The following is a 26,772-nucleotide window of genomic DNA, read 5'->3' on the forward strand; positions in this document are numbered from 1 at the left end:
TTCTTCATTTACTTTGGAATTCGAAAGGATATCTCCGTGCCTTTTCCTGGTTCACTCCGGATCTTCAGGGCCGATTGCTGCCCCATCATCATCGTGAGCCGTTTGTTCACATTATAAAGGGCAAGGCCTGTCCCGCTTTTGGATTCAACGATTTCTTGGCCAAGCTTTTGTAACTGACCTGGCTCGATACCAGCCCCATTATCCCTTATGACGATTCTAATCGAGGCTTCCGTTTCTTTTTCAAGAAGAATATGTATCGAACAGTTTTCCGTTTTGTTTTTAAACCCATGATGGATGCTGTTCTCGATTAATGGCTGGAGGATGAGCGGCGGGATCTTCGCATGGAGAACATCTTCACCCACTTTATAATGAATGTGCAGCTTATCGACAAACCGCATTTTTTCGATATGCGCATACGCTTGAAGATGTGAAAGTTCCTCCGATAAGGTCGTCCACTCCACCGTCGTATTGGCTAGGTTCTTTCTGAAATACTGGGATAAGTGAAGCAGCATTTTCCTTGCCTTGTTAGGATCAATCCTTATTAACGAGTTGATCGTATTTAAAGCATTGAAAAGGAAATGCGGATTGATTTGGGCCTGAAGGGCTCTAATCTCAGCTTCTTGCGCCAATTTCTGTGCATCATCGAGCTGTGACACTTCCAGTTGATAGCTGAGGAGCATACTCAACCCTGACATCAACTCGACATCCACATTGTTGATGTCTTTTTCATGGCGAAAATATAACTTTAACGTCCCGACTGTCTGATTTCCCTTCTTTAAAGGACCAATGATGACCGCGCCTAACGGACAATCGGAAACCTGGCAATGAATATCCCGTTTTCCCACTACGATCAGTTCCCCACCTTCGATCACCTGGCGTGTGATTTCTGTCTGGAGCGGGCGTCCCGGCGAGTGATGGTCATCCCCCAAACCGATATGGGCGAGGATCTTCGTTTCATTGGTAATCGCGATGGCACTTGCCTTCACTTCATCAAACAAAATCCGGCATACCGCGGCAGCCGACTTTTCGTTCATACCCTGGCGCATGTACCCGAGGGTTTGCCTTGCAATCCTCAATGACTTCTGTGCCTGCAAAGCAGCAGCCTTCTCCTCTTCATTCAGAACACTTCGGATGATTAATAGAAACAAGGCACTGCCTAGGCCATTGGCGATAATCATCGGAATACCAATATGCCCGACAAGGGAAAAGGCCTGTTCGGTCGGTTTCGACAGAAGAAGAATGATGAACATCTGCATCGCTTCGGCGAACGCCCCGATCATTAAAGCCTTGGAAAGTTTAACATGTTTGTTTTTCTTATAAAAAAGACCCGCAAGCAGCCCGGCAAGTATCGTGGCGACCCCACAGGAAAGCGCCGTGAATCCTCCCAATGCAAAACGATGAATCCCCGCGACGATCCCAGCACCAAGTCCGATGCGCCATCCCCCGAATAAACCGGCAAGTACAACGCCGATCACGCGGGAGTTGGCAATGGCCTCATCTTCCCCGACAGACCCGACCCATCGGTTGAACTCAAGCGATTCGGGACTCAATGTCAGTCCGGTATAGGTGCCAATGATGCCGAACACCCCAAAGAACAAAATGGCTTTGACCTGTTGTTTCCGGTTAAAATGATCCTCATTCAACATTTGTCGAAAGAAACGAAAACGGGTCACGATAAAGGCAATCGTCACGATGATCCCGAGCCGTTCCGTCATGGTAATCAACAATTCCATGATGATCTGCCTCCCCCAATCCCTCTTAAAATCCCTGTATGGATAGCTTGTACTCTACACAATACCTTCTATTATTATACGCTCGATGGACGGGTTCTCCATACCTTTTCTAAAGACCCCATCAAAAAAGCCAACTGATTTTAAAATAAAATCAATCGGCTTATATGAGTGGTACTGTATCGGATTTAAGCATTTACGGCTTTACGTGCTTGACTTTCATGCAATTTCTTCATGGCAAACCTGGCTACTGGTTGAGCGATCAACGTTTCAACCCAGAATGCGATAAAGAAGTTACGTGGCCAGTCATAAAAGAACGTATGAATCGGCTTCCAGCTAATTTCCCCCATGCCAATCCAAGATCCGATAACTGTCAGTAAAACGGACAAGATGGTTACGCTAAATAATATCGTGAACAGCACCCGTGCATTAAAGCCGTCCGTCGGTCCAGCAAACTTTTGTACAAGCTTAGTAACAAGTGGATTTACCACAAATGGTACCAATATAATGACACAAACCCAAACAAACGGAATCACTTTTAACGTATCAACATACACGTCCTTCGTGAATCCAAATTTAAATGCCATAATAAGTGGTGCGATAATGTTGACAGAAAGAATGGAAATGATGGCTAAAAACAATATAAATTCTTTTCCGCCTCTTGGTAATCTTGTTTCCCCGTGCATATCGATCCATCTCCCATATAAAAAAATATTTCAGATGGCAGACGTATCATGAGACATATATTTTTGGCCACAGGCTACATGCATCAAAAATACCATCCATTCGCACCATAACAGATATAAATGGAGTGATGAACATACAGAAAATATATTTTTTATTGTAACCTAGAGGAAGGGGTGTTTATCTTCCGATTCAAAAGGAGTATAATGGAAAAAGAGTCAGGTATTTACCTGCTCACGATTCCTTAGGTGACCGCCTTTTTAGGCCCCCTCTCCTAAGGTTTTTTGTTTTTTTAATTGAACAAGGTTGCCATATGGTCCCTTTATTTTTTTGATTGGGAGGTTTACATCATACTTCGTCCCTTCCCCCGTGCTAAAATAGGAGAGTGGTCCGCTACATTCCACTTTTAAGTAAGACGCCGGGAAGTTTATTATTTTGAAACGGAGATGAGGGAGATTAAACAGCAGCGGTTAGTAGTTAAACGCAAAAGGACGCTAATAGAAATGATATTAGATATCATTTCGCTCTTATTTCTTATTTCAAGTGTTGTATACATAATGACGGAATGGTCTTCTCTACCAAGTCAAATACCCTTTCAATTTAATTCGTTCGGGAAAGTGAGTATTTTGGGTTCAAAGGAAAGCGTACTTGCCCTTCCACTATTTGGTCTGATCATCTGGATTGGCTTGACGGTCCTTGAAAGATTCCCACATCGCATTACCTTGCCTTTTTTTCTTCAAGAGAATAAGGAAATGGAGTTCAGGAATAATCGGATTCTGATCAACATGACCAAGAATGTACTGGTCATCTTTTTCACTTATACGAACTGGACTAGCATACAATTAGTTTTAATCTAAAAAATGACAATGGCGCTCAAATGAGCGCCATTTAAACGTTTCTATTTAAAAAATCGACTCTCCTTTCAATATAATATGTATTTTTTTCAAAATACTAGTTTACTAGAGTGTGGATTAGGATATATATGATACTGTAAGCAACACAAAAAACTTTTATAGGAGTGATTAACATGGCTGACAATAACAAAATGAGTCGGGAAGAAGCAGGTCGCAAAGGTGGAGAAGCAACTTCAAAAAATCACGACAAAGAGTTTTATCAAGAGATCGGTGAAAAAGGCGGAGAAGCGACCTCCAAGAATCATGACAAAGAGTTTTACCAAGAAATCGGTGAAAAGGGCGGAAAAGCTCGCAGCGATAACAATAACAATTAAACCATTCCATAAAACGAGTAATTGTCTTAACGGGCAATTATTCGTTTTTTTTGTTTGTTTTGTTTTTATCGGTCGATTCTTGGTATTTATCGGTCATTTATTGCTTTTATCGGTCAATTCCGGCTTTTTATCAGTCTAACTGCCTTTCATCACCAGTACCATCCAGAAGAAATGGTATACCGTGACGGCGGCATACGCTACCAAACAAAGCAAGATTCCGCCATTCACCACTTTTCTACGTTTTAACTGCGGATAGATCCACAAGAGAAGCAAAGGAAGGAACAGTTTGCATCCGTAGAAGAAGGAGCGATTCCAATGATACACTTCTTTCATTAGGGGGTTCAGTTCTCTTATGTATCCTGCCTGGATGCCAAAGTCGGTTACCACAGCATCGAACAGACATAGCACGAAAATCCATACGAGCATATTCTTCATCTTCTCTTTCGAAATCCTTGCTTCATCCACCATGATCTCCTCCCACCACTATCTTTTCAAAAGTACGAATGGAACATACCTTATCAAGAAGGAACAGTAAAGATGCCAGACAAATTGTTCTTAGTAAAGAACAGTCAATCCATACTCCCTTAAAGGAGCATGTTGATCAGGGAGTATCCATACAGGTCGTTTTGGATGGCGAAAATATAATTCTATAGTTTCCATCTAGCTCTTCTTTGATTTTTTCCGTTAATCGTAATCCCTTTTCATTATGTTCTTTTTCAAGAGTCATTCCGTCTGGAAGCATGGTATCCGTTTCCCAATCTATCCAGTCTCCATACTCTCTCACCCAATCTGATAGCCCCATTTTCAGTTCATCTGAAATGGGGACTTCATCTAAATCCAGGTTACATCCACAGAGATGGCACCATATCGGATCTGCGCCGGTATCTGCTTCCAATTTCAAGATGGACGGTTTCCGTCGTGCACATAAGCAATCCAGCTTCACTTATCCCCCTTTGGTTCTAAATTGGACGGGTTACCCACATAAGAACCAAGGATGAATCCGCAATTCGAACAATAATGAGAGGTGATCTTGGACGGTTTATTCTTTAAGTGGTCATAGGAGAACATTTGAACAAATTTGAACCCTGTCCCAAGTATCCCTTTCTTAATCGAGTATGAGTTACATTTCGGGCATTGATCCTCACTCAACTTTTTTCACTCTCCCTTCATCTATTTCTTCCACATTTTCTTCGGTTCCGTCTTCTTTAACCGCTTTTACTTTTACGTCCTTAATATCGCTAATGGCATAGCCTTCTCCCATTCGATGATTGCTTGGGCGCTATTTCATGCACTACACGTAATCAATCTATTTATTCGACCACGCCACGCACCCAAGCATCCTTCATCAAACTTTCAACCACGCTTCACTCCAAATAGGCTGGTGAATAGTGTCAAACCAGCTACGACCGGTATGATCCTGAAGCTATCTCTTGTAAGCAGCCAATATGGGTCGGGAAAATAGGCTGCGCTTGGAAGAAAGGTGTACACGATTGGTACGTATAAGGATAGAATCAGACATGGAAGGGTGACGCAGATAAAAAGAGGCATATGGAGTTTGAAGGTCCATCCCTTCACGAAAAGCAGGGACACGTATAGACCAAATACAAAGGGTACCATGCAATCGAACCAGAAAAGTGGCTCGATGATAAAAGTGGCTTCGACTTTCTTCTGAATGGTCAATCCAAGGGTATAACTGCCAACAAGCAGGACAAATAACCCCGCTAACCAAAGTACTTTCACCACATAAGTAAACCAAGTAGGATAAGGACGCATCTAAACAACTCCCCGCATAAGTCACCTTTATTTTACTGTTTTTACCAACATTATAATAGGTTAATGGGAGATAAAACCAAATAAAACTGCCTTTTATTATTAATAGGCAGTGTTCCTATTTTTCAGTCTAGAAGGAATACTTCATCTCCGACCCCTATTTCCCCTGTTCGAGTGACAGAGGCATACACGCCAAAATGGTTATCACAATTCTTTTGGACCGTTTTTTGCAAAGTTGGGTCCCGCTTTTCATCGTCAGGACTGACCGTGATGATCATGCACCTTTCACAGGGCCTTCTCAATTCGATTTCCACATCCCGGCCTATTTTCATCCGTTTTCCGAACCAGGTTTGTTCAATGAATGGGATTTTATCGGTTAATGAGATGACGAAGTTGGGCCGAAACCGTCGGTGATCGAGATGGTCTTTCCCCCATATCATTTGTAATCCATTCAGGGACGCATCCGTCACCAGTAGAATAGGCTCCGCTTCTATCGCTCCCAACGGTACATGGGTAGGTGAATATTCAATGAAGGATATCTTCCGTTTCGATTCATTTTCCATGGCCCTAAGTAAATCCTCATCACCCCAAGCCATGACCTTTCCTTCCGGTGAGGTAATTTCCACTGTGGGATAAGCAACCATCGACTCTTCCCCGACAAATCGCGCTTGATATTGAACCATTTTCTGGTGTTGAGTGATGGTCAAAAATTTACCTGGCCTGGTTTCATCCAAAAACGCATGACTGCGATCCCCATATACCCCGTACTGCATGACATTCGTTTTTTGGACGCTCTCCCCACGAAATGATTTAACAGGGTGCCGCACGATTTCCTTCATATGACCGACTAACATAGTATCCCTCCTACGTACTGTCCATTGATATTCTGCCATAATGCCTGGATGTGATGGGAGCACGCGACAAAAAAGAACGGACTCTACACATGAGTAGAACCCGTTCCTTTTTTATATGCTTTCATTATTCCTTTTAGAACCATTACTATGTCCCTATCGTAAATACAAGGGATGAACCGGATGCAGCTGCTGCAGAAGCGCCATTTTTCATGACACTGTTTGTTTTGATTTGGACATCAACTATCAAAATCAGAAATATGGTGTCTGGCATAAATAAAACCGAAAACCTAGACTGTTTCCGGTTTCCTTATATATGTGAGCCAAGGCTATCAGGATGAGTGTACGTGTCGATCGCTTTTTACCTCGCCCGTTGCCTTTTGGTCGATTTTGATATATATTCGCTCCAATTCACGTTTGTCTTGAAGCAAAGTATTTCGGTTTTCTTTAAGCAGTTGATTAAATGACTTTGTTCTTCTAGGCATTCTTCATTCACCTCTTAGCTGATTGAATTCTTTTTGAAGTACAATAACTGGTAACTCATATAATTGTTTATCGTTTTTCTTGAAAATGCCGAATTTCAATAGTTCTTGGATAAGCTGATCTTTATTTGCTTCTCCCTTTTTATCTATTTGGGTTCTCATGAAAACCCTCCTTCATAAATAAACAGACTCTCTCCTAGGTTGGGATACATCATATTCGATTGAACGGAAAAATCTCCACTTTCTCTTCCCCATATAAGAGCATGATCTGCAAAATCTTCGCACTTCTTTACTGAATTATATGCAGTAGGTACATGATGGGCTTATAGAATCCAATCACCATTTATGACCACAGCATTCTTTCATTTGTTCTAAAAAAATCTATATCGCGTCACAAGGATTTCTATAACCCAAATCGCCCGAACTCAAACATATAATCTTCATTTCGCGCAAGATTTACTCGATTGCTCCACAAGGTCATTCCTCTTTATTCCATGTATATAAACTGATAAAGGTCAAATCAAACCACTTTAAAGTGTCTACTTCTCAGGTATCCAATCTTTCCATATATACTTTCAGCCTACAGTTGTGAGGCTACTCTTCATAATTACGGCCATTTTCTCGGTAGTACCGGATAAAAAACGATAAGTACCTTCTTCCTCTCACCTGCCTAATTGAGAACTTTTTTCACTATACCCTCACTATAAATGAAAATGATTCTCAGTGTCAATTATATATATTCGACTGATTCGATAGAGGGGGAAGTTTACTTCATAAGTCATTTGGTGAAATCCTCTGGTGACCACCAGGTACCCAACACCACCATGGTTTGTATTTTAACCGTATTGGCAATAGTCATCATCTTCTTATTCCTCTATTGTTCGATTCCCTTATTGATTCATTCTTGATTAACTTGGCTGCCCCTGCAACCTCGGTGATGCAATCAACAGGCTGATTTGGCGCTGTTCATTGATTCCAAGAAAGCTACATTCAAGTCTTTCTTCTATAAAATTTCTCACAAAACAAAAACACCTGTTGTCTACTGACAATCAAGTGTTTTAAGGTATACATATATTCGAAGTTCAATAATACAATGGGAAGTTTCATATTTTTGGATAGTATCAAATTATTATTACTTCAAGATTCCAAATCCGAGCATATCTTTACCTGTATACAAAATTAAAGATTATTATTTTTTATCTCCATAAACCACTCATCAGCAATATGGCTAGCTGTTTTAATTTCATCATTCGTATATACTAAATCATACTTGTATTCGGCTTTGAAGTTTCCACTTTTAACATCATATATTAATTTCATTTCAGTTGGCATGTCACGCTCATATTCTTTGCATAATTCTTCAATTTTCTCAATATTTTCACATATAATGCGCAATACCATAGACTGTCTTTTGGTAGACACATCGTATCTTACGTCTTCATCTTCCAATGCATCATTTACTTTATGACGTTCTACATACTTATTGTTAATGCAATAAAAGAAACTTCCCGAAATAATTCCTTCCTCACGCGAAGCATAAACGTACACTTTATCCGCCCTATCTTCAACATATTCCATACATATAGATATCATATCTGCCTGCAATTCACTAAATTTATCTTCAAATTCTTTCATACTACTTTTTCACTCCTTAAATCAATTTTTAATAACTCTGAAGTCCGCCTTACCATCAATCGAGTAATTAACTATAAATTCCTTCGGACGCATATCATTGCCATGATAAATTATTTCAACATCAACAGTTACTTCTTTGGGAGGTATTTCCTTTAAAGCTGCAGCCCACATATCTTCAATCTTCTTATATTGCTTCAAATTAACATCAGATAATTGCGATACCAAATTATCAATTTTAGGTGACCCTCCAAACCTATCACCTGCCAAATGCCCTGCATGGTCTTGACCTTTTACTTTACCGGGTGTATTTTTGCTGTGTGACAATCTCTCTTTTCTCTCTGTTAATTGTAAATTTTCTGTTTCAAACTTTGAAATCCTTCCTACATTATCTGTTTCATAAAAGTAATCATACTCTCCTGTGTTATATCTAATATCAGGCTTTAACCTATTTTTTCTTCCGTTTGTAAAGTGTTGTCCTTTATCTACTAATGTTTTAACTTCACTTACTCCAGAACTACCTTTACTAGTTCCCTTACTACCTTCACCCTTCGCCGTTATCTTCTGCGCAAGATCCTTTATCGTCGTCTTATCAACCGAGATATTTTTGTAAGTATTTCCAGTTGTATCCGCGACTGTCCTAACCTTAACTCCAGTTGGCACTTCCACTTTCCCGATGGCCTTGCCCATATCCTTGATCGAGTCTTGGGCTTTCTGGACTTGATTTTGCACAAATTCCTTGCTGTAGGGGATGAACTTTGTCCCGTTTGCCATTTTGTCTGCGACCTTGGCTGCCCCGGCAACTCCGGCGATACCAAGGGCGTTCATCAGGCTGTTTTGACGCTGTTCATCAGTGAGTTCGTTTCCGAACATGTCCTTGCCGGTGACAGCTTCGCCGAGACCGTTGGCGGCGGTTAATCCATATAGACCGTATTCGGTTTGCTTGAGGACATCCAGCCCTTTACTTGATTTATAGGCGTCCAGTGCGTTTTCGGCAGCGTTGAATCCTTTGGCTGTTTTATAAATCGCACTTCCGCCTTTGACCGCACGCCCAGCCCAGCCGACGATGGGGATGAATCCGGCGGCGGCCATCGCGCCCGCGGCGATTCGTTCAGCTTCGGAAAGTTTACGGCCCGTTACGGGATCGACTCCCGTTGTCGCTCTTACTGAATCATAATACCCCGTGATTTCCCCTGTAAAGGTTTTTGTCGTGTCCCAGGCTTTTTCATACCATGGGCGGTTCTCGAGTTCTTCCATTTCCTTTTCGAGTTTCCGCGCTTCCTCTTCTTGCTTCTTGAAGTCCCGGTATCCTTGCATGTTCTCAGCCACTTCATCCTTCACTTGATAAGCTTGGCTCGCTTGAAAGGCACTTTGGTTGAAGTTCATCGGGGAAACGGTGCCATCCTGACTGGTGGCTTCAAGTAAGGCCTGGAAAAGGCTAATGGCTACACTTTCCTGGGCTTCGGTCACTTGGTATTCTTCTACTAATTTATTATCTACTTCGTGCACCTTCTTGATGGTATCGTTCTTTTCTTTTTCGGCCTTTTCCATTTTCTCATGGAAATCTTCTTGTTTGAACACCGTAAGCGGAAGGATATCATCAATGTTTTGAAAAATCTTCTGAAGATCGTTCGCCTGCTGGTTCACCATGGACTTGGCGTTAGAGAGACCGTGGGTCACTTCCCCCTCTAAAAAAGGCACCTCAACCACGGTCTCACCGGATAGGTCCGCTTCTTCCAAAATGGCCGGAATGCCTTTTAGAAAGCTGATCTGTGTCGTGAATAATTCGATCCAGGCATTGGCCACCTCTACTTGTGCTCGATAAAAGTTCTTGATGGCCGTCGCCCCGGCTCCAGCCAGCTCTTCATCCAAATCGACGATTCCCTGAAATTCCTTTTTCAGTGTCTCTACTTGCCCCTTCAGGTCTTCATATTGCTTGGCCCGTGACTTGACTGCTGACTTCAGAGGTTTGGCTTCGAAGATTGTCATAATGGCTGATACCCCTGTACAGTATGGGTGATGGCCTCATCCTGCTCTTTCAGTAAATCCACGTTGGCCCGGGTGTCTTCCAGATTCTTTTTGACGATCGTCAGGTATTGATTGAAGGTCTTTTCCAGATTGGTCTCCCGTTCTTCCCATTTCGATGTGAAGCTCAGATCGTTATTGCCGAGCTGATCGGCCGGCAGTGCTCCGATTGTCGTCCCATCCACGGCCGTTTTTACCTGGCTTACTTGTTTTGTCACGACTGCATGATTCAGTTTAATTGTCGTCATTTAAAACACCCACTTCTTTAAATCCGATACTTTACTTTCCACTTGGTCAAGGAATTCTTCCCCTTTACTCAACAGGTTGCTCGCTTCACGGGCAGCAGCTACGGCTGCTTCCAGTATGGCTTTTTGCCTCTCCAGGGAATTGATTTTCTCTTCAATTTTCGCTTGATAGTCATCATACTCATCCTGAACGATTGTCAGCATGACCTTGTATGCACCACTTCTTGACTCGTTAAAATCCGTTGCACGATTACCAGTCCAACTTTTTCCTAACTCGGGTTTTTTTATTTCTTTGATTTCTATAAGACTTGCTTCCTGTTCATTGTTGATTTGTGTTTTCGCCTGCTTCAATCGGCTAATTTGCTCTTCCAAATTAGCTATTCCACTAGAAAATGCCGAGCTATAATCGCTTATTACATCTACAAGTCCCAACAGGATCACCTCATCATTCGTTAACGGCTTTACCATTTGTCATATTTTTCATATTTTCTTATTATAAGGAATATAGTCCGAGAGATAAATAGGGATAAGTATGCTATTTATCTCCCTTGTTAGGAAATTGGACATACTTACTCCTTTAAGTAGTTCAGTCTTTTTACCCTAATTTTTCCAACATTAAACAATTATAGTTTTAAAAAATGAATGGAGAGTCTATAATCGCGATTTTTAACGGTTTTTCCTTCTATTAATATGTAAAAAACGCTATCCCTCTAAAAACTTGTCCAAACCAATTTGCGCAATCTACATAGAATGATTACAACCAGTTATATAGAAAGGAATGAAACAAACCATTGTTGGACAAAGATGTTCATGGTTCTCCCACTGGGCCAAAAGGTAGGCTCATCACCGGTCATACGAAGGAATTTCAATCAGATACCATTGGTTTTCTTACACGGTTAGCTAGGGAATATGGGGACGTTGCAAAGCTTCGTTTGGGGCCTTTCCAAAACGTGTACCTCATTTCGGATCCTGATTTAATCAAACAAATCCTTGTAACCAAACAAAAGTCGTTTTTAAAATCAAGGGATTTCAATAGCTTGAAGCCGCTTATCGGGGAAGGGCTCATCACGAGTGAAAAAGATTTTCACCTGCATCAGAGAAGACTCATTCAACCCTCTTTCAAAAAGACCCATATTAGTAATTACGGACAAGATATGATTGACCTAACCAGGGAATATATCTCGACCTGGAAAAACGGCGAAGAGAGAATGATGACCGAGGACATGATGAGCCTTGCCCTCAGTATAGTCAGCAAGACGATGTTCAGCACGGAACTCAAGGATGGGTATAACCTGATTGGGGAGCCGATAGATGACGCCTTGAAAGTTGCGATCAAAAGGATGCGTACACTCTTCCACTTGCCTCTATGGATCCCGACAAAAAGCAATAGGGAATATAAGGAGGTGCTCGACAGGCTGGATTCAGTGATATATAGAATCATAGAAAGACGGAGGGATGAAGCAGAAAGCCGTGACGATATGTTGGGGATTCTGATGGATGCCCGTGATGATGTGGGTGGGTTAGGGATGTCCGATCAGCAGGTGCGCGATGAAGTGATGACGATCTTCCTTGCCGGCCACGATACGACCGCCACTGCACTATCCTGGACACTCTACTTACTTTCGCAACATCCGGAAGTGGAAGCTAAGCTTTTCCATGAAATAGATACCGTAATCGGTAATCGCCCTCCCACTCCTGATGATTTCATGAAATTATCCTACACGCAGAATATTATCTGGGAATCGCTACGCATTTATCCACCCCTCTACGTCCTATCACGGAATGCTGCGGAAGATGTATCACTTGGAAACTACCATTTCAAAAAAGGCGATATGTTTTTGTTAAGTTCCTATGTGATGCATCATAAACCAGAGTATTTCGATCAACCCGAATCCTTTATTCCCGAACGATTTGAAAACAACTATTTGAAAACGATTCCCCCGTTCGCTTACTTTCCGTTTGGCGGAGGGCCAAGGGTGTGCATCGGCAATCACTTTGCTGTGATGGAAGCCGTGCTGGTCCTAGCCTGCATCACTCAACAATATCGAATCAAGCTCGCACCTGACCATCATGAAGTAAAACCCCTGCCCTTGCTTACACTCAGACCAAAGAGTGGATTGAGGATGATAGTGGAGGAAAGAAATAATGGATAAGGAAAGGTCATGTCAACGACAGGTGGATACCATTGTCGCTGATATGACCTTTTGTTTGGACTGCTCCTTGTATGAGGATTCTTTTGGTTGATCGTTTTTTGTCGAAAAATCGATATATTGCCGATATCCGCAGATAAAAGTTCGGTTTGCGTAGATAAATCGTAGAAACCGAAGATAAAAGTCCGAGATGGGAAGATAAAATGTAGAAATGTGCAAAAAATGATTTCCGTCACTAAGGAATGGGGTACTTCTATTTCAAATTTAGCCGTTCCCATTCACTTAGGTACATTCGCTTCATAATTCCTTGGGGATTGCCTATCTTACAAATAAACTCCAGGCTGTTTCCATCCGGATCATTGAAATGGATTTTGGCATGAGCATAATCTTTATGAGGCATCACAAAAGGTTCGATGGGTTCAAACCCAAAAGCCTCCCTTGGCTCGTATCCCTTATTCTTCAGCCAAGCAACCGATCCTTTTAATCCATCTAAGGATACCTCAAAAGCGATATGCCTTATGGAAGGATGATACTCCACTTCCACCTTCTCGGTTTCCCATAATCCCAACCAGCTTTTATCCTTTTCGATCCATAAGAAAGCCAAGCTATCTTCGACTCTATGGTCGAACTCCAACCCAAGTCCTTCATAAAATTCAATGGAACGATTTAAATCTCGAACGGGTAAATGTGCTTCAAATAACCCTTTGATCATCGGCAAAAGCTCCTTATTATGTTTGTCCCGTGTTTCATTCGACTCAAAAATAAGAAATCCTGCATAATCGCATGTGAAAGATGGACAAATTGTTCATGAAAAAGGCGCTCCCCATCGGAAACGCCCCTGATCGATACTATGAATTATTTAAAACTGCGTTTCAGGAAGGCTTTCGTCCGGTCATGCTGTGGGTTCGTCAAGACGTCGTCCGGGTGTCCGGATTCGATGATTTCCCCATTGTCCATGAAGATGACCCGATTGGCCACCTCTTTGGCGAATTCCATTTCATGTGTGACGACGACCATCGTCATGTGCTCTTCAGCCAGGTCCTTCATAACTTTCAATACTTCGCCTGTCAATTCCGGATCCAAGGCGGAAGTCGGTTCGTCGAACAGCAGGATTTCAGGATTCATCATCAGAGCCCGGGCAATCGCTACCCTTTGTTTTTGACCACCGGAAAGCTGGGCCGGAAGTGCCGATGATCGATTCGAGAGCCCCACTTTCCCCAATAACTCGGTGCTTCGTTGCTGGATGACGTCATAAGATTCCTTTTTGGCCATTTTTGGAGCGATTTCAAGATTTTCTTTGACCGTTAAGTGCGGGAACAGGTTGAAATGCTGGAACACCATCCCCATTTTGGAGGTGATTTGCTTGAGTTCTTTCGGATTCGAGTAAACCCCATCCTTCACCATATATTCGCCGGAGACAGCGATGCTGCCACCATTTATTTCTTCAAGATGGACGAGGCTGCGGAGCATCGTGCTTTTCCCGGATCCCGAGGGACCGATCACGGCGACTACATCGTTCTTATTCACATCCAATGTGATCCGTTTTAGTACATCTAGCTTGCCATATGACTTTTTGAGGTTGGACACTTCAAGGATAGCCACATTCACCACTCCTTCTATTCGATTTTGTATCGTTTTTCGAGCCATTTAAAGAACATCGTTAATACGAGTGTAATCAACAGATAAATGATCCCTGCCAAGAAGAACGGAACGATCGTAAAGTCACGGTTCACCGCAGTCTGGGCAAAGTGTAGCAATTCCGGTACAGCCACGGCATAGAGCAACGCGGTATCTTTGACCAGTGTGACCGATTCATTCGAGACCGAAGGAAGTGCGACACGGAACATTTGCGGCAGGATGATTTTTCTCATCGTTTGCCATTTATTCAATCCAAGCACTTGGGCGGCTTCATATTGACCTTTTTCAACTGCCAACAGACCGCCGCGGAAGATTTCGGCGTAATAAGCTGCATAGTTCAAGATGAAACCTAAACAAGCTGCAACGAAACGATCCAAGACCATGTATTCACCAATCACGGGCAGCATCGGCAACCCAAAACAGATAAATAACAATTGTAGCAAAAGCGGCGTACCGCGCATCAAATATATGTAACCCTCAGCAAGCCAGGCGACAGGCTTGAATTTACTCCTGACAAGAAGGGTTAGCAGGAAGCCCAGTGGAATGGAAACGACAATGGCAATCAAAAACAAGAGGACCGTTATTTGGGCCCCTTCCAGCATGGGCTTCAGAATGGAAGTAAGATAATCTATAGACATGAATTGATTCCCCCAAAAACAAAACAGGGTTCCCAAAAGGAAATCCTGTTTGCCTAATATTTGTTCGTTCTTATTTTAATACCTTATTTTCGCCAAACCATTTCTCAGAGATTTTGGCGGCAGTGCCATCTTCATTCATTTCATCCAGTGCTTTTTGAAGGTCTTTCAGAAGATCTTCCTTACCTTTTTTCACGCCTACTCCATATTGCTCCGGAGAAAGTGATTCATCCAGTACCTTGAATGTAGCTTCTTCTTTGGACATATAATAATCAATGACCACTTCATCAATGACTACGGCATCCAGACGGCCAGCCTTCAGGTCACTTAGGGCCAAGACGTTATCGGAGTATTCTGTGATCGTCTTGACCTCGGATTTAATCGGATTAGCATTCAATGCATCTGATGCGGAAGAAAGCGATTGAAGACCGACGACTTTACCTGCTAAATCATCAAGCTTAGTCAACTTGGAATCTTCAAGCGTCACGACCACCTGTGCATTTTCCAAGTAAGGTTTTGTGAAAAGGACCTTTTCCTTACGTTCATCCGTAATGGTGTATCCGTTCCAGATAAGGTCGATACGTCCACTACTTAACTCGGATTCTTTCGTTTTCCAGTCAATTGGTTGAAATTCAGCTTCTACACCCATTTTTTCAGTGGCGGCTTTGGCATAATCGATGTCAAAACCAGTAATTTCATTATCCTCATCACGGAATCCCATCGGGGCAAATTTATCATCGATTCCAATCACCAGCTTGTCTTCTTTTTCCTCGGAATTGGAGGAACAGGCTGCAAGAAGTGAAAACATTGCGATTATCGTTAATATGAATATACTTGAACGTTTCATTTCAGAAAAACCACCTTTGGCTGATTGTTGTTCTCTATGCTTTAGTTTACTAATGTACTAAAGTTAACATACACTAAAACTGATTGTCAACGGAATTTTTTAGGATGTTAGTCCCTCCTCGAAACCAAGACCATTCCCCCACTCCTGCCTGACTTCTTTGTACCTTCACACTCAAAATTTCAAACTTCTTGCAAAAAGTATGGAAAAACAGCAACAAGAGTTTTACTATTATTCTTGGGTATATATTCAATACGTATTTTGATTGAGCTAGATAGGAGAAGAGTGAGCATGAACAGACGCGAAATAATCGTGAAAGAATTTAAAAACAAGCCTTATAATAAGCAGTATCTCCTTTCTTTTCTAGAATCGTTGGGTTACAAAGACATAGAGGTTACGTTGACGGATGATAAGAAGTATTTGAGATACTATATGAAAGAATCGGAAGAGGCCAGAACCTTATTCATCAAGTGTGACCCGGCTGGAACGATCAACCAGATATCTTTATATAAAGGAAATCTTAAACAGTTTAAATCCGCTCCACTCGGCTACGGGTTATTATTACTAGCCATTGTCGTTGTGGCTATCGGCACTTGGTTCTTAATGACCAGATTTTAACCATAATAAAAAGGCAGGCACCGATTGAGGCGCCTGCCTTTTTTTTGCATCAATCCACATCCCGGCCACGAGAGCTGACCCAGATTTCATACCATTGCTGCCTGTCGAGCTTAAGCGATAGGCTATTAACCGCTGATTGAATGCGTTCAATCCGTCCGGATCCCACGATTGGCATGATGCCAGCCGGATGCTTCATCAACCATGCGTACATGACTTCGTCCATATCGTTCGCCCCGATTTCAGCCGCGGTTTTCTTCAGCGCGTCTCGCACCCTGATTGCCTTTTCCGTTTCACTGGTGAAGATAAGTCCTTGATTGAGCGGCGACCAGGCCATTGGCGGCATCTTCTTCTCGATGCACTGGTCCAGTACGCCATTCTCGAAGTTGTCTCGGTACATGACGGAAAGCTCTACCTGGTTCGTCACAAGCGGCATGTTCAAGGATGCCTGAAGCATGTTCACTTGTGATGGAAGATAGTTGGATACGCCAAAATGCCTGACTTTCCCTTGTTTTTTTAAAAGTGTAAAGGCTTCCGCTACTTCATCGGGATCGAGGAGCACATCCGGGCGGTGCAACAAGAGGACATCAATATAGTCCGTGTTCAGTTCCTTTAAGGATCGCTCGGCCGACTCGATGATATGCTCCTTGCTTGAATCATAGTGATTGAGCGAGAAGCCATTTTTGCCATTGGCGAGCTTAATGCCGCACTTCGTCACGATTTCCATTCGGTCCCGAAGGTAGGGTTTCGCTTTCAGCACCTTGCCGAAAAGCCCTTCGCATGTGTAATCACCGTAAATATTCGCGTTATCGAAGGTAGTGATTCCCAACTCGAGACATTGCTCGGTCAGAGTTAAGAATTCCTGTGTGGACTTATTCCAGTCCGCCGCCCTCCAGTGCCCGTGGACGATTCTTGAAAAAGACAATCCTTCTTGCAGTGTAACTCGTTCCATAACCGACACCTCTTCCTATTTATTAGCCTTTCACCGCTCCGGCCGTCATGCCGGCGATGAAGTACTTTTGCAAAAATACATAGATAATGACCATTGGCGCTGAAGCAATGATGACTCCCGTAAACAGAAGCGGATAATTCGTCATGTATTCACCCTGGAATTCCAGTAAGGCAAGCGGCAGGGTCTTGAACTCGTCTTGCGTGATGAACAGAAGCGGATATAAGAGATCGTTCCAGTGCATCACGAACAGGAAGATCGCCGTTGCCGATAAGGACGGCAGGGATAGTGGCAAGACAATGCGGGTATACATCTGCCAGTTGCCAGCACCGTCCATGATGGCTGCCTCGAATATCGTCTTCGGCAGGGACTTCATGAATCCGGTCAGGATGAACACCCCGACTGGCATCGTCACCGCTATATTGACAATCATCAACCCGACAAGGCTGTTCGTCAATCCTAAATCATACATGAGCTGATAAAGCGGAATCATGTTCGTTTGGGCGGGTACCATCATTCCGAGTGCGAAGAAACTGAACAATAGTCCACCGGCCCAGCCACCCATCCTCACAATTGAAAAGGCAATCAGGCTGGCAAAAAACAAGGTCAGGATGACGGATACCAACGTGACGGTCAAGCTGTTCTTAAAGTAGGTTCCCATCGACTGGTCGATGAACACATTGACATAATTATCGAACTGAAAGGATTCCGGCAACCCCAGCACATTGCTGTACATTTCAGACATTGGCTTGAACGTCGACAGGAAGATCGTCAGGATCGGAATGATGATCAATGACGCATAGAGAAGCATCAGTACCGTTTTTGAAAGTTTCATAGCTGCGGTCTCCCCCCTAATAGTTTACTCGATCGGCCCGTAAGGCTTTGAATTGTATATATGTAATAACTGCCATCAGAATCATGAACAGGACCGATTCAGCTGAAGCGTAACCGAACTTGAAGCTACGAAACGCCGTGGTATAGATGAAGGTTGCCAGAATTTCCGTCGAGTAGTTTGGCCCCCCTTTGGTCATCGCGAAGATCAAGTCGAACGCCTTGAACGACTGAATCGTCGTATAGGCAATGACGATGGTCGCTGCCGGTGCGACAAGCGGCCAGGTGACAGTAAGGAACGTCTGCCAGCGGTTGGCCCCTTCAATTTTTGCCACCTCATACAATTCGCTTGGAATCGCCTGAAGTCCGGCGACGAAGATGATCAGCATCTGCCCCGTATGGAACCAAACTTGAACGGCTGCAATCGAGAAGATGGCGATATCCTCATCTCCCAGCCAATTCTGTGAAAGAGACTCGAGGTTCAGGCCAGAAAGCAGGCTTGATAATAACCCCATGTTCGGGTCATAAATGAAGGTCCAGATGAACGCGACCGATACCGAGGAAAGGATCGTCGGGAAAAAGTATAACGCCCGGAGAAACACATTGACCTTCGTGTTTTTGATCAAAAATAAGGCGAACAGCAGCGACAGGATCGTCTGGAAAATCACGACGAACAGCATGAACTTGATGTTATTCGTAAAGGCCTTCGCAAAAATGCTGTCCTCGGTCACTAGCTTCACATAGTTATCGAACCCGACGAACTGATAATCGGGTGTGATGCCATCCCAGTTTGTGAAGGAATAGAAAAGGGCGCTAAGCGTAGGATAGATGAAAAAGATGAGATACATAAGTAAACCTGGTGCAATAAACAGGAACAATCGTTTATTCTTCTTCAGCACGATGCACAACCTCCCCTAACAGACAAAAGAAAGAGAGAGAGAAAGATCTTCTCCCTCCGTACGCTTTTCATTCATCGATATTTTGTTTGACGATTTTCTGGGCGTCACTTGCCGCTTTATCCGGTTCCGTGCCGCCGATGACTGCCTGGATGGAAGACAGGACGGCTTTTTCCACGTTCGCGTTGGTGATGGTATATCTTGGCTGGAATCTTGTATTTTTATCCATCCATTCCGTTGAATCCTTCAGAATATCGGACTCATACTCGACATCGTTCAGTGTTAAAAGCTGACCCGTTTCATTGGCATAGGCCGACGCGTTTTCAGGCTCTGTTAAGAAGTCGATGAACTTCTTGGCTGCTTCCTGTTTCTTCGATTTGCTGTTCACCGCCAGCATGAAGGTTGTCGTATGGACGCCTTCGAATTTTGCCTCATCCTCGGAAACCGTAATCGGTGCCAGCATCTTCAGCTTGATATCCGGATTGAGTGCCTGGATGTTCGCCATCGCGAAGGACCCAGTCCCCAGCATCGCCGCTTTTTCCTGTGCCACCAAGGCAATGGCACCGTCATGCTTCACGCTTAAGGAGTCTTTTGAAATGTATCCTTTATCAACTAGCTCCTTAAATTGCGACAGGGTTTTGACCCACCATTCTTCAGTCAGCTCATTCTCGCCATTAACTAATTTTGTGAAAACTTCTTCGTCCGGAGCATTGTTCATGACCATCGAGTTGATCAGCTGACCTGGGCCAATATCGGCTCCTGGGAAAGCGATGGGCAGGTAGCCCGCCTTTTTCAACTTTTCGCATAGGGCAAGGAAGCCATCCCAGTCCTTGGCAGGTTCTAGTCCCAATTTTTCAAAAAGGCCGACATTGTAAACGGGCTGGTTGAAGACAAGCTGAAGCGGAAGCGCCAATTGCTTCCCGTCATCCTGTCCGGCTTCAATCAGGCTTTCATTGAATTTCCCAACAAACTCTTCACCGCTAAGATCCGTGAATAGATCGGCTTTCTTCAGAATCTCAAATTGCGATCCCGGGAACGCCGTGAAGACATCCCCCGTCGAGCCGTCCTTCAGGATGGTCTGGGCAGTAGATTGGTATTCCTCGGACGGGTATACCGTCATATTGACTTTGATATCCGGGTTTTCTTTTTCGAATTTAGAAATTTGCTCCTTGAAGGCCTTGTTGTCTTCCCCACGCCAGTGGATGAAGCTGATTGTCGTTTTCCCGCCGTCGTCTGTAGAGCTTTTCGAAGAACATCCGATGACAAGGACCGCCATCATCATACATATAAATAAAACCGAAAACTTTCTTTTCATGTGATTCCCCCCTATCTTTCTTCTCTTTTCAATCCTTTAATTTTGGAAAAAGCAATTCCGCAACCCTATATGATTCTTCCAGGTGTGGATAACCAGATAGAATGAAAGTGTCTACACCCGCTTCCTGGTACTTTTTCATATTGCTAGCCACTTGGTCGGGATCTCCCACCAAAGCCGTTCCTGCCCCTTCCCGGGCCAAACCGATTCCTGCCCAAAGTCCAGGACTGATTTCAAGCGAATCCCTGTTTTTGTACGAGATATCGCTCATCCTGTTCTGCGCATTGGAATCGAAGCCAGCCATCTTCTTTCTCATTTCATCAATTGTATGTTGATCTACATACTTGATTAGTTCATCCGCTGCGGCCCACGCTTCCTCCTCCGTCTCCCTGACGATCACATGAAGCCTTATGCCAAACTTCACCTCTCGCCCTTGTTGTTTCGCCAACTCCCTTACCGTGTCGATTCTTGTTTTGACCACATCGACCGGTTCACCCCATGTCAGATAATGATCGACATGCTTCGCCGCCACTTCATAAGCAGAAGCTGATGTCCCGCCAATGTATAAGGCCGGAGATTGCTTTGGAGTGGAAGGATGGAGTTGACTATTCTCAATATTAAAATAATTCCCTTTAAAGGTTACGGATTCCTGCTTAAATAATTGATTCCATATAGATAAAAACTCGCCGCTCATTTCATAGCGTTCATCATGAGTCAAATGTAGACCGTCCCCGGCCAATTCCTTGGGGTCCCCACCCTGTACGATATTCAGCAGGAGGCGTCCTCCCGAAATTTTATTAAGAGTTGCCGCCATCCGCGCAGCAACGGGCGGAGCGACGAATCCTGGGCGGACCGCAACCAGGAATTTCATCCGTTTCGTCAATGGGACAAGACTCGACGCGATCACCCATGAATCTTCACAAGCAACCCCCGTAGGCAGCAGTGCACCGTCAAATCCGAGCGTGTCGACAGCCTTTGCCACCTGCTCAATATAATCAAACGTGACCTCACGCTTACCATGCTCCGTACCCAAATACCTGCCTTCTCCCGCCGTCGGTAAAAACCAAAAAACCTCCATGCCTATATCCCCCTTTTAAAATAAAAAAAACCAAACGCAAATCGCCCATATAATAATATGAGACGATGCCTTTGGTTTTCCAATCAGCTAATTATTCTTATTTGTTTAGTGTGTTTTATAATTACTAGCTAGTATAGTCGGATTGTCCCACTGTGTCAAACCTTTTTTCAATTAGGCATCTCCCTGTTATTTAATGCCCGGGAGAAGGTTTGGTGAAGATGAATTCTTGACAGGAGTGTCAATACTTTAACATTAGAAGAAAGAGCAACAATCATAGATTCCCCTCATGAATAGTTAAATGGAGCTGACTATTTCTCCGTTTATGATTTTCGCTATAGGGAATACCATAAATGAATGTACCATTCTAAAACTACTATTTTTTCATTAAGAATCGGAGGGTGAATGATGTTCGATTATACGGTTTCAACAGAGAAAAGCTTAGAACAAACCATTGCCTCATTAGAGAAAAATTTAAAAAGTGAAGGGTTCGGAGTATTGTGGAATTTTAATTTAACGGCAAAGCTTCAGGAAAAAGGCATGGAGTTTAATACTCCATATACGGTGTTAGAAGTATGTAATCCGAAAGAAGCTCAACATATCCTTTCGAAAAATCTGCTAGCTGGGTATTTCTTGCCATGCAAAATCGTGGTTTATGAAGATAATCATGTCATAAAAGTGGGAATGCCAAAACCTTCATCCTTGATTGAAATGCTTCAGAATGATGATATGAAAGCATTCGCCCTGGATATTGAAAAACGGTTAATTGGTTGTATCGATCGCAGCATTTAAGCCTTTGATAAAATGTCCATATACATCAAAAGACGGAAAGAAAAACAAATAGTTTTCATTTCCAATCATCGAACTATGTGGATCAGCTAACCCTCTCTTGCTGCTGTTCACCAGTTACAACTGCTTTTCATTTTGGATTTCAGACATTAACACTGAACGTTTATTTTTATTAGTTTGAGTTTTGACGGCTATCAAACCGGTTAGTTGGAGACGGCTCCCCTGAACAATTGAAATTTTTATCATAAATATAGTTAGGAAGATAACAAAAAAAGAAAAGAGGGATTACGCTGAAATATCTATTCGTTTTAACCTTCATGATGGTGATGATGACTGCTTGCGGAAATGAAGAGAAAGAGGCGGTACAAACGCAAAATCCTGAACAAACGGTAGACGAAGTTGAAACGGATAAGGGTCAGACGGAAGAGTTAGATACAGAAACAAAAGAAGCTGGTAAACCAAATACGAATGTAGCAAGTGATAGCAAAGCTGAAAAAGCAGATTTCCAAAGTATCATTCCAAGTGACTGGGGGCATTAAGCTACCAACAGATTTCCCTGTGACAAAAGGAAAACATGTAACGGCTATCGCGTCTTCAACACAGAATAAAGCGACTTTTACATTTTATAATACAGACAAACAACTAGAGATCAACGATCCAAAGATAAAAGAAACGGGGCAATTAGTTGGCAAACTTGTCATTACTCAATATAAAACAGAAAAAGCAGCAAGTGAGGAAATAGATCAAACCGTTTTCACAGATGGTAAAGCTGTTGATTTAGGGCATGGCATAACGGGATATCAAGATGCAGGAGCAGGTTCATTATTTACAAGTTGGAATGAAGGACGCTGGGCCATTATAGCCCGTTCCACAACAGAAAAGTCAGAAGAAAGCTTAGCGACAGCGAAGGAAACTGTCGAATTTTTGGAAACGCATATGATGCCTGTTCCTAAGAAATATGGGCAATTGCATGTCGATGCAAACGCTACAGGCAGCCTTGCAAAGTGGCAAAAACAAAAGTTTGTTTATACGCTAACTGATTTTGGTGACAACACGCTAAATTGGCTAGTTGCCTTTAAATAAGTACACTTGTCACCACCTGATGTTTTCTATTGAACTTTAGTACCTTAAGAAGGCCGCCAATAGCGGCCTTCTTTGTATGATCATTATAACCTCAACTAAAAAGCTGCGGTCCAGCCTGCATCTGCGGTTATGACTGTGCCATTTACGAAGCTTGAATCGTCTGAACCCAAGAATAGGGCCACTTTTGCAATTTCTTCAGATTGGCCTGCACGAGGGATTACAGATTGTGGGATTTTCGTACGACTTGAACCAAATTCATTCAGATTTTTCATGCCGGCCGTAATATTGGTCATAACGGCTCCGGGTGCGATGGCATTACAGCGAATCCCTTTATTGGCATACATAAAGCCTGTATTTTTTGTAAATCCGACCACTGCATGCTTTGAAGCCGTATATGCAGCGCCGGCATGTGCTCCGTTCAGTCCACCTGTAGAAGCCGTATTGACGATGACACCTTGTCCTTTTTCCAAGAAAATCGGCAAGGCCTTACGGGTGGCACGCATGACACCTTTTGTGTTGATGTTAAAGATCCGATCCCATTTATCATCATCGATATCACCCGCTGGTTCGAAGCCATCCATAATTCCTGCGTTATTGACCAGGATATCTAATGTGCCATATTCTGATACAGCGGTATCAATCATATGATCAATATCTGCTTGTTCCCCGACATTTACTTTTATCGCTTTAGCCGTTCCGCCATTACTTTCGATGGCATCTGCGACCTTTTTCGCACCATCCATATCAAGGTCTGCGAGAATGACTTTGGCTCCTTCTTTAGCATACAATTCCGCAATCGCTTTCCCCATACCCGATGCTGCACCTGTTACCACGGCTACTTTATTTTGAAGTTTCATATTTATCCCTCCTATTAAGGTTTTTCAATCAATGAATGCGTTCATAGCTTTTCCAACCCTCCTGCTTTTCATGTACTGTACCTCTGGGTAACCACCAAACAATTTTCTCCTATGTAAAAAAAGGGAACTGTCTCCAGTTCCTCAAAAAGAATAGAATTTTTTTCTAAGGCCTGATTTTATACCAGCTGTTCAATCACGATGGATGCACTTAGGACAGCTGCAGCCCCTGGACCGCTTATCGTATTATTCAGTGTAGTCGCCCCGTCGATATTACGTAAAGTAAGAACGGTACCAGCAGGTAATGTCACGATAACTTGTCCGCTATACGTTTGGTTACCAGATCTACTGCCATAATTGGAACCAGCTATTTGAGCCGCTCCAGCGAATAAAGCGAATGCTGACGTACCTTGTTGTGGAAATACTTCATACGTGATGAGGTACGTGCCTGTTTGCGAAATCGTAATCGCTGCGCTCCCCGGAGTATGAACAACGAACCCTGGAGGTACGATGCTTCCGTGGCTCCCGTGGCTCCTGTTGCTCCCGTGGCTCCTACTCCTCCAGAAACCCTAACTTGTACATTTTGTTTGATAATTTGTGAGTTTCCTTCGCACCGACATTTTTTGTGCCCACAGTCCTTGCACTTCTTTGATTTGCAACGACAATCACTATGGCCACATTTACTACATTTACTCAATATCTTCACTCATAAAATAGTTTCTCACTATCTTATGAGTGAAGAAATCAATTGGATTGGACAAACTCTCTATCTCTTCATAAAAGAAAACCCCTCTTTATGAAAAAAGTAGGGGTTGAGTTGGATCCATTCATTTGGTATTCAAGAGTTTATTTTCCCCACATTCCTCCATCCAGAAGCTAACCATGCAAACTTCCTTTTAGCCAAGGTCGCCCCCGATACGGTCCGATTGGGACTTGGATGAGCGTTGTTTTTTCATGCAGTCCTTTTTTATAAATGTCATCACATACGTTCACATCGAACCCAAGCAAAGGATGACCTCCCAAATCCAAGGCTGTCGCTACTAAAAGTAATCGTTGCACGAGCATTCCCGCTTCCATCTGTTGGATGCGGTATCCCCTGTAGCTTAGCTCCTTTTTGCGGTGATCTCTATTCCCTGCGACATGCAGGCAGATTGGAACTTGCAGTAAATTCACATTATCCAGTGACATGGCGTATTGCAACTGAGTTCGCTGATCACCTTGTCGCACAAGCCGTAATGTATGATTTTCTCTATCATAAACATAAGCACCATCTGAAATGTCTTCCATTTGATGCAAACAGGCATAGATGGAGACGTCGTGTTCTTGCTTCTCATCCACATCATTGGTATACGAAAAAGATGCCGAAGCCTCTTGCAACAGTGTGGCGAGTTGAATCTTGCTCACCTTCCCTAAATTGAAATCCATTTCCGGGGAAAACCGCTTACGGCAAATAGTAGCCAGGTCATACGACAACCGCTCCACCGCTGGCAAATCTATACTCCCCATACCTTTTCCACTTCGTGCTTCCTTTGCTTCGATTTTCCGAATGGATCGAGTGGAGTCAATCATGGATGCTTCATTCATCTGGATCAACATTGGATACTCTATGATTGTCTGTGATCGAACGTAATGGGTATGTGATATGGCAGGCAGCTCTCTACATAATTCAACCGACGTGACGGCACGTTTTATTTCCCTTTCAAATGCCACTCCATTTGTAGCTTCCACAGATAAAAGAATGGCGGCATATGTGCTTTCTTCTTGTTCAGATAATCCAATTAAGTGATTAATGGCCCGGTCCAGGAATTGAAAGGAAACGCCAGTCGAGAAGCCGAACTTCTTCGCCACTTCCAATAACTGACCCATCAGGACACCTGCGTCCAATCCTTGCAGGCGATAGGAAAAATCGTGGTACTTATAGAAGTTTTTCCAAAACATCGTCGACACGAAGACCGTTCCGAAACACGTTGTCATATCGCAACGACCGCCAAGTGCCTGGTCCAGATAGTCATCAAAATTACCTTCCCGCACTAATACCAAACGATGGTGTGCCACATCATAATGGTACACGCCAGCAGGCAACTCCTCGATTTTCAGGTAGATGTACAGTTCGTTTGGATACAATGCTCCCCCTGAAGGCGCAAAACGGCGGAACGACTGCATGAAGTCCATTTGTTCCGGATCATTCATGAACTGGCTCACTTGAGCAAGGCCGAATACATACCAAAGAAAGTGACCGATAGCCTTGAAGTCGGGCTGGGATGATGTTTGGCAGGCTTCCAATGTCAGCGGCACTTCCGGCGAAAAAGGGAACACAGGCAAGTCACGGTAAAGTTTATAGGAAAGTGGCGCATCCTCCCAATCCACTTCCCAGTCAGGCGGTCTGACCTTCGCTGTGTCAAACTGAAGATTATGCAAAAATTGATCTAGATTCATCCCCTGCCTCCTTACCAC

General features: G+C 43.3%; 30 protein-coding genes and 1 pseudogene. 7 read left to right on the forward strand and 24 right to left on the reverse strand.

The genetic code is table 11. The annotated features are described in order from the left end of the window. Positions 1 to 8: 8 nt before the first annotated feature. Complete coding sequence (locus ACQKL0_RS10990) at positions 9 to 1,736, reverse strand: LytS/YhcK type 5TM receptor domain-containing protein (protein ID WP_427687849.1); 1,728 nt, start codon at positions 1,734 to 1,736, stop codon at positions 9 to 11. 182 nt (positions 1,737 to 1,918) lie between these two features. Then, positions 1,919 to 2,416: a hypothetical protein gene (locus tag ACQKL0_RS10995; RefSeq protein ID WP_402987054.1), complete on the reverse strand. Its 498-nt coding sequence runs from the start codon at positions 2,414 to 2,416 to the stop codon at positions 1,919 to 1,921. A gap of 501 nt (positions 2,417 to 2,917) precedes the next feature. Here ACQKL0_RS10995 and ACQKL0_RS11000 point away from each other — a divergent pair. Continuing rightward, positions 2,918 to 3,271, forward strand: a complete 354-nt coding sequence (locus ACQKL0_RS11000; protein ID WP_402987056.1) for a DUF1648 domain-containing protein — start codon at positions 2,918 to 2,920, stop codon at positions 3,269 to 3,271. A gap of 170 nt (positions 3,272 to 3,441) precedes the next feature. Beyond that, positions 3,442 to 3,636: pseudogene (gene gsiB / locus ACQKL0_RS11005) on the forward strand (glucose starvation-inducible protein GsiB); the annotation flags it as partial. Between the two features lie 141 nt (positions 3,637 to 3,777). Here the strand turns inward: gsiB and ACQKL0_RS11010 are convergent. The 10 genes from ACQKL0_RS11010 to ACQKL0_RS11055 all read right to left on the reverse strand — a co-directional run bounded on the left by ACQKL0_RS11010 (position 3,778) and on the right by ACQKL0_RS11055 (position 11,115). Next, positions 3,778 to 4,110, reverse strand: coding sequence for a DUF5658 family protein (locus ACQKL0_RS11010; protein WP_427687556.1), 333 nt, complete (start codon positions 4,108 to 4,110; stop codon positions 3,778 to 3,780). A gap of 133 nt (positions 4,111 to 4,243) precedes the next feature. Continuing rightward, positions 4,244 to 4,585 (reverse strand): hypothetical protein, encoded by a 342-nt coding sequence (locus ACQKL0_RS11015; protein WP_427687558.1) that lies wholly within the window; start codon positions 4,583 to 4,585, stop codon positions 4,244 to 4,246. Between the two features lie 410 nt (positions 4,586 to 4,995). After that, a complete protein-coding gene (locus tag ACQKL0_RS11020) occupies positions 4,996 to 5,415 on the reverse strand; it encodes a hypothetical protein (RefSeq protein WP_427687560.1) in 420 nt (139 codons plus the stop codon). A 122-nt stretch (positions 5,416 to 5,537) separates the two neighbouring features. Next, positions 5,538 to 6,266, reverse strand: coding sequence for an MOSC domain-containing protein (locus ACQKL0_RS11025; protein WP_427687562.1), 729 nt, complete (start codon positions 6,264 to 6,266; stop codon positions 5,538 to 5,540). A 329-nt stretch (positions 6,267 to 6,595) separates the two neighbouring features. Beyond that, positions 6,596 to 6,748 carry an FbpB family small basic protein gene (locus tag ACQKL0_RS11030; RefSeq protein ID WP_427687564.1) on the reverse strand — a complete coding sequence of 51 codons (153 nt, stop codon included), beginning with the start codon at positions 6,746 to 6,748 and terminating at the stop codon, positions 6,596 to 6,598. Positions 6,749 to 6,751: 3 nt separating this feature from the next. After that, on the reverse strand, positions 6,752 to 6,907 hold the full coding sequence (locus ACQKL0_RS11035; RefSeq protein WP_427687566.1) for a Fur-regulated basic protein FbpA: 156 nt from the start codon (positions 6,905 to 6,907) through the stop codon (positions 6,752 to 6,754). Between the two features lie 1,017 nt (positions 6,908 to 7,924). Beyond that, positions 7,925 to 8,380 carry a DUF600 domain-containing protein gene (locus tag ACQKL0_RS11040; protein ID WP_427687568.1) on the reverse strand — a complete coding sequence of 152 codons (456 nt, stop codon included), beginning with the start codon at positions 8,378 to 8,380 and terminating at the stop codon, positions 7,925 to 7,927. 21 nt (positions 8,381 to 8,401) lie between these two features. Then, the gene (locus ACQKL0_RS11045) at positions 8,402 to 10,366 is read right to left on the reverse strand and encodes a T7SS effector LXG polymorphic toxin (protein WP_427687570.1); all 1,965 of its coding nucleotides are present in this window, start codon (positions 10,364 to 10,366) and stop codon (positions 8,402 to 8,404) included. Continuing rightward, positions 10,363 to 10,650, reverse strand: a complete 288-nt coding sequence (locus ACQKL0_RS11050) for a YwqI/YxiC family protein (protein WP_427687572.1) — start codon at positions 10,648 to 10,650, stop codon at positions 10,363 to 10,365. The genes ACQKL0_RS11045 and ACQKL0_RS11050 overlap by 4 nt, the downstream gene beginning before the upstream one ends. Beyond that, positions 10,651 to 11,115, reverse strand: a complete 465-nt coding sequence (locus tag ACQKL0_RS11055) for a YwqH-like family protein (RefSeq protein ID WP_427687574.1) — start codon at positions 11,113 to 11,115, stop codon at positions 10,651 to 10,653. 323 nt (positions 11,116 to 11,438) lie between these two features. Here ACQKL0_RS11055 and ACQKL0_RS11060 point away from each other — a divergent pair, with 323 nt between their 5' ends. After that, entirely contained in the window at positions 11,439 to 12,800 is a 1,362-nt protein-coding gene (locus tag ACQKL0_RS11060) for a cytochrome P450 (RefSeq protein ID WP_427687576.1), read from the forward strand. 250 nt (positions 12,801 to 13,050) lie between these two features. On the opposite strand, the gene ACQKL0_RS11065 is transcribed toward ACQKL0_RS11060, so the two are convergent. The 4 genes from ACQKL0_RS11065 to ACQKL0_RS11080 all read right to left on the reverse strand — a co-directional run bounded on the left by ACQKL0_RS11065 (position 13,051) and on the right by ACQKL0_RS11080 (position 15,917). Beyond that, complete coding sequence (locus ACQKL0_RS11065) at positions 13,051 to 13,509, reverse strand: VOC family protein (protein ID WP_402987074.1); 459 nt, start codon at positions 13,507 to 13,509, stop codon at positions 13,051 to 13,053. A gap of 143 nt (positions 13,510 to 13,652) precedes the next feature. Continuing rightward, a complete protein-coding gene (locus tag ACQKL0_RS11070; RefSeq protein ID WP_402957679.1) occupies positions 13,653 to 14,399 on the reverse strand; it encodes an amino acid ABC transporter ATP-binding protein in 747 nt (248 codons plus the stop codon). A 14-nt stretch (positions 14,400 to 14,413) separates the two neighbouring features. Beyond that, a complete protein-coding gene (locus ACQKL0_RS11075) occupies positions 14,414 to 15,073 on the reverse strand; it encodes an amino acid ABC transporter permease (RefSeq protein ID WP_427590850.1) in 660 nt (219 codons plus the stop codon). A 70-nt stretch (positions 15,074 to 15,143) separates the two neighbouring features. Then, entirely contained in the window at positions 15,144 to 15,917 is a 774-nt protein-coding gene (locus ACQKL0_RS11080; protein ID WP_402987076.1) for an amino acid ABC transporter substrate-binding protein, read from the reverse strand. A gap of 288 nt (positions 15,918 to 16,205) precedes the next feature. Here ACQKL0_RS11080 and ACQKL0_RS11085 point away from each other — a divergent pair, with 288 nt between their 5' ends. Then, complete coding sequence (locus ACQKL0_RS11085) at positions 16,206 to 16,532, forward strand: hypothetical protein (RefSeq protein WP_402874247.1); 327 nt, start codon at positions 16,206 to 16,208, stop codon at positions 16,530 to 16,532. 49 nt (positions 16,533 to 16,581) lie between these two features. Here ACQKL0_RS11085 and ACQKL0_RS11090 read toward each other — a convergent pair whose 3' ends face one another. The 5 genes from ACQKL0_RS11090 to ssuD form a co-directional block, all read right to left on the reverse strand. Then, positions 16,582 to 17,481, reverse strand: coding sequence for an aldo/keto reductase (locus ACQKL0_RS11090; protein ID WP_427687578.1), 900 nt, complete (start codon positions 17,479 to 17,481; stop codon positions 16,582 to 16,584). Between the two features lie 22 nt (positions 17,482 to 17,503). Then, positions 17,504 to 18,202 (reverse strand): carbohydrate ABC transporter permease, encoded by a 699-nt coding sequence (locus ACQKL0_RS11095; RefSeq protein ID WP_402957375.1) that lies wholly within the window; start codon positions 18,200 to 18,202, stop codon positions 17,504 to 17,506. A gap of 127 nt (positions 18,203 to 18,329) precedes the next feature. Continuing rightward, entirely contained in the window at positions 18,330 to 19,205 is an 876-nt protein-coding gene (locus tag ACQKL0_RS11100; RefSeq protein ID WP_402987402.1) for a carbohydrate ABC transporter permease, read from the reverse strand. A 70-nt stretch (positions 19,206 to 19,275) separates the two neighbouring features. Continuing rightward, entirely contained in the window at positions 19,276 to 20,520 is a 1,245-nt protein-coding gene (locus tag ACQKL0_RS11105) for an ABC transporter substrate-binding protein (protein ID WP_402957373.1), read from the reverse strand. A gap of 28 nt (positions 20,521 to 20,548) precedes the next feature. Beyond that, a complete protein-coding gene (ssuD, locus tag ACQKL0_RS11110; RefSeq protein ID WP_427687580.1) occupies positions 20,549 to 21,595 on the reverse strand; it encodes an FMNH2-dependent alkanesulfonate monooxygenase in 1,047 nt (348 codons plus the stop codon). Positions 21,596 to 22,000: 405 nt separating this feature from the next. On the opposite strand from ssuD, the gene ACQKL0_RS11115 reads away from it, so the two are divergent. The 3 genes from ACQKL0_RS11115 (at position 22,001) to ACQKL0_RS11125 (ending at position 23,464) form a co-directional block, all read left to right on the forward strand. Beyond that, the gene (locus ACQKL0_RS11115; RefSeq protein ID WP_402957369.1) at positions 22,001 to 22,384 is read left to right on the forward strand and encodes a DUF302 domain-containing protein; all 384 of its coding nucleotides are present in this window, start codon (positions 22,001 to 22,003) and stop codon (positions 22,382 to 22,384) included. 326 nt (positions 22,385 to 22,710) lie between these two features. Further along, a complete protein-coding gene (locus ACQKL0_RS11120) occupies positions 22,711 to 22,920 on the forward strand; it encodes a hypothetical protein (protein WP_427687582.1) in 210 nt (69 codons plus the stop codon). After that, positions 22,859 to 23,464, forward strand: coding sequence for a hypothetical protein (locus ACQKL0_RS11125; RefSeq protein WP_427687584.1), 606 nt, complete (start codon positions 22,859 to 22,861; stop codon positions 23,462 to 23,464). Before ACQKL0_RS11120 ends, ACQKL0_RS11125 begins: the two co-directional genes overlap by 62 nt. Positions 23,465 to 23,559: 95 nt before the next feature. Here ACQKL0_RS11125 and ACQKL0_RS11130 read toward each other — a convergent pair whose 3' ends face one another. The 3 genes from ACQKL0_RS11130 to ACQKL0_RS11140 all read right to left on the reverse strand — a co-directional run bounded on the left by ACQKL0_RS11130 (position 23,560) and on the right by ACQKL0_RS11140 (position 26,754). Further along, positions 23,560 to 24,321 (reverse strand): SDR family oxidoreductase, encoded by a 762-nt coding sequence (locus ACQKL0_RS11130; RefSeq protein WP_402874229.1) that lies wholly within the window; start codon positions 24,319 to 24,321, stop codon positions 23,560 to 23,562. Positions 24,322 to 24,497: 176 nt separating this feature from the next. Beyond that, on the reverse strand, positions 24,498 to 24,629 hold the full coding sequence (locus tag ACQKL0_RS11135) for a hypothetical protein (protein WP_427687586.1): 132 nt from the start codon (positions 24,627 to 24,629) through the stop codon (positions 24,498 to 24,500). A gap of 565 nt (positions 24,630 to 25,194) precedes the next feature. Continuing rightward, positions 25,195 to 26,754, reverse strand: a complete 1,560-nt coding sequence (locus ACQKL0_RS11140; protein ID WP_427687588.1) for a SagB family peptide dehydrogenase — start codon at positions 26,752 to 26,754, stop codon at positions 25,195 to 25,197. Between the last annotated feature and the right edge of the window lie 18 nt (positions 26,755 to 26,772).

This window comes from Peribacillus sp. NPDC097264, assembly GCF_050277925.1.
GTDB lineage: Bacteria > Bacillota > Bacilli > Bacillales > DSM-1321 > Peribacillus.